Annotated in this window: 2 protein-coding genes and 1 pseudogene; 2 read left to right on the plus strand and 1 reads right to left on the minus strand. The window is 45.3% G+C overall.

All coding sequences use genetic code 11. The features are described 5' to 3' along the window. Positions 1 to 514 (plus strand): ATP-binding cassette domain-containing protein (locus tag A1D16_RS21415; protein WP_290713707.1); only part of this gene is annotated, 514 nt, incomplete at its 5' end. Here the strand turns inward: A1D16_RS21415 and A1D16_RS21420 are convergent. Continuing rightward, positions 515 to 1336, minus strand: coding sequence for a hypothetical protein (locus tag A1D16_RS21420; protein ID WP_290713710.1), 822 nt, complete (start codon positions 1334 to 1336; stop codon positions 515 to 517). Positions 1337 to 1429: 93 nt separating this feature from the next. On the opposite strand from A1D16_RS21420, the pseudogene A1D16_RS21425 reads away from it, so the two are divergent. Further along, positions 1430 to 2919 (plus strand): annotated as a pseudogene (locus A1D16_RS21425) (hypothetical protein); the annotation flags it as partial.

Genomic DNA, 2919 nt, shown 5'->3' on the forward strand with positions numbered 1-2919 from the left:
TGAATGGGGAACCACTATTACCAGCGCTTATCTTCCCATTGAAAACAATGAATTTTTTACCAATGGCCTGAGCCTGTTGGAGTGGTTGCGCCAGTATGTACCTGCTCATGTTACTGATGCGGATGAACCTTTCCTGCGCGGATTTTTAGGCAAAATGCTATTCAGTGGGGATGATATCATGAAGAAGACCAATGTGCTTAGCGGCGGCGAAAAAGTTCGTTGCATGTTAAGCCGGATGATGTTACAAAACCCCAACCTCATTATGCTGGATCAGCCGACTAACCACCTTGACCTGGAAAGTATTCAGAGCTTTAACGAAGGCTGCCAGAACTTCACAGGCATTGTGTTGCTGACATCGCATGACCATACATTTATGCAAACGGTAGCCAACCGGATTATTGAATTAACTCCTGCTGGCATTATTGACCGGTTGATGAGTTTTGATGAGTACCTGGAAGATGACCGGGTTAAAAAATTAAAAGCAGAAATGTATGGTGAATCCGTGCCGGCATAATTACAGCCGGTAACTGAAACCTGTTTGTACCGCCCCAAAATAATTTCCCGCCGCAAAGCGGATTATTCCTGTCGTTCGGCGAACGGTAAAATGAAAAGTATTGTTGATGTAAAACGGTGTGAAATTATAGAATCCATTTACATCATTCCTCAGTCGGTGAAGTGATGATCCGATAGCGAGTTGGTAACCAAACCTAATGTCCGGGTTTCTTGGTTTAAATACCCATTCTGTAAAACCTCCCAGTGTAAGGTGTGTATTTCGGCGATCGGCAATATCAATAACAGAGTCTGGCAAAGACCGCCTGGCTTTGTAATAATCGCCCCATTCGCGCCCGATCGAAGATTCCAGGCCAAAAACCCGCCATTCGGCGCGGTTGCCCAGCGGAATAACCACGGCAAGCCCGGCAGTAGAACCGAAAGAGCCCGTAAACTTATTCCCTTTCGGACCATTGAATTCAATTGGTTGCCCGGTTGCAGGATCATAGTCATTGGTTGAATAGGCATTGCTTGAAATATCATAAAGGCCGGCACTTCCATGCAAACCAAAATAACCCTGGATGCGGGAGCCGAACTGATGACTCACATGCCATTTTCCCTGGAAAATATATACTTCATCGGTAAGATAATCATTGGAACCGCCAAGGGTAGCAGAAGCCGTCAGGTAATTGGCTGTTTTCTTTTCATCCGATAAAAGCGGCATTACATGATAGCTGTTTTGCTGGTTGGTATAGGGGCTACGGAAAATATCGCGGGTGGTACAGGAGCTCAAAAAAAGGATCGGTAGTATAAAAGCGGGCAGTAATGCAGCAGTTGAAATTTTCATGCTCATTTGACAATAAAAGCGACCGGTCCGCTGCATGGGCATTTTTGGGCAATAATCAGTTAATTTTATCGCTTTAAGTGGAAACCGGGACGTTTGGGAAAACAACTGCTGATATTATTGATGATCGTTTTCTGGGGATCGAAGCTCCTGGCCCAGGCCCCCCCGCCCCTAAAAGCCTTAAAATCCTCCAATTTTCGCCAGGCAATGGTGCCGGTTAAACAGGGAAAGCTGGTATTGGATAGCATGACCATTGTTCCCGGAACGCTACGGATTACCGGTATTGCTGATTCACTCTATACCATCGACTGGTTAAACAGCAGTATTGAATTCCACACCCTGCTTCCTTTTGATTCCGTTTTGGTAAGCTGGCGAAGTTTTTCAACCCGTTTGAATAAAGTAAAACAGGAACTGAATTTTGACAGTTTACTGAACAATTACGTGTCTCAGCAGACTATTAGAAGTATGGGTAACCCGGGCCGGAATGAAGAAGAGTTTTTTAACTTTGGAAATATCAATTACAGTGGCAGTTTCGGAAGAGGAATTTCTTTCGGAAACGCACAGGATGCCGTGGTAACCTCCAACCTCAACCTCCAGATCAACGGTTTTTTGGGCGATAGTATTGAAATAGCTGCAGCCATCACAGATAATAATATCCCTATCCAACCGGACGGTACTACGCAGCAGTTAAATGAATTTGACAGGATCTTCCTGCAATTCAAAAAAAACGGCTGGCAACTAAGTTTGGGAGATATTGATATCCGCCAGAATCGCAATTATTTCCTGAATTTTTATAAACGCCTGCAGGGAGGTGCCTTTGAAAATACGAGTAACCTGGGCCGAAATGTGGTGAACAGAACCATGTTCAGCGGTTCCATCGCAAAAGGAAAATTTACCCGTAATATTTTCGATGGACAGGAAGGAAACCAGGGCCCGTACCGCTTAACCGGCTCCAACAATGAATTGTATTTTGTAGTACTGGCGGGTACTGAACGGGTTTATCTTGACGGTGAATTGCTGCAACGGGGCGAAGACCGTGATTATGTCATCAACTATAATACGGCAGAAATAACCTTTACGCCCCGTCGTATGATCAGTAAGGACCGGAGAATACAGGTGGAGTTCGAATATGCCGATCGTAATTGCCTCAACACCAATCTTTACCTTTCGAATGAAACAGACCTGGGTAAACGATTCCGGGTTCGGATGGCGGCATTTTCGAATAACGACGCCAAAAATTCGCTCATCAATCAAACCCTGGATCCGCAGCAAAAACAATTTCTTGGTATGATCGGAGATAGTATTCAGGCTGCATTTTACCCCGTGGCTTCGATTGATACCTTTTCTCCGGGTAAGATCCTGTATAAGAAAATTGAAGTGCTCGTAAATGGCCAGCCGGATTCCATCTATGTGTACTCTACCAATCCGGATAGTGCCCGCTATAACCTGAGTTTTGTGGAAGTGGGGCAGGGAAGAGGAAATTACCTGCCCGATCTGAATGCCGCCAATGGAAAGGTATTTCGATGGGTGGAACCTGTAAACGGGGTGCCGCAAGGAAGATTTGAAGCAGCAGCCCTGCTTATTAC

This window comes from Flavihumibacter sp. CACIAM 22H1 (assembly GCF_001601815.1).
In the GTDB taxonomy this organism is placed as follows: Bacteria; Bacteroidota; Bacteroidia; order Chitinophagales; family Chitinophagaceae; genus Flavihumibacter.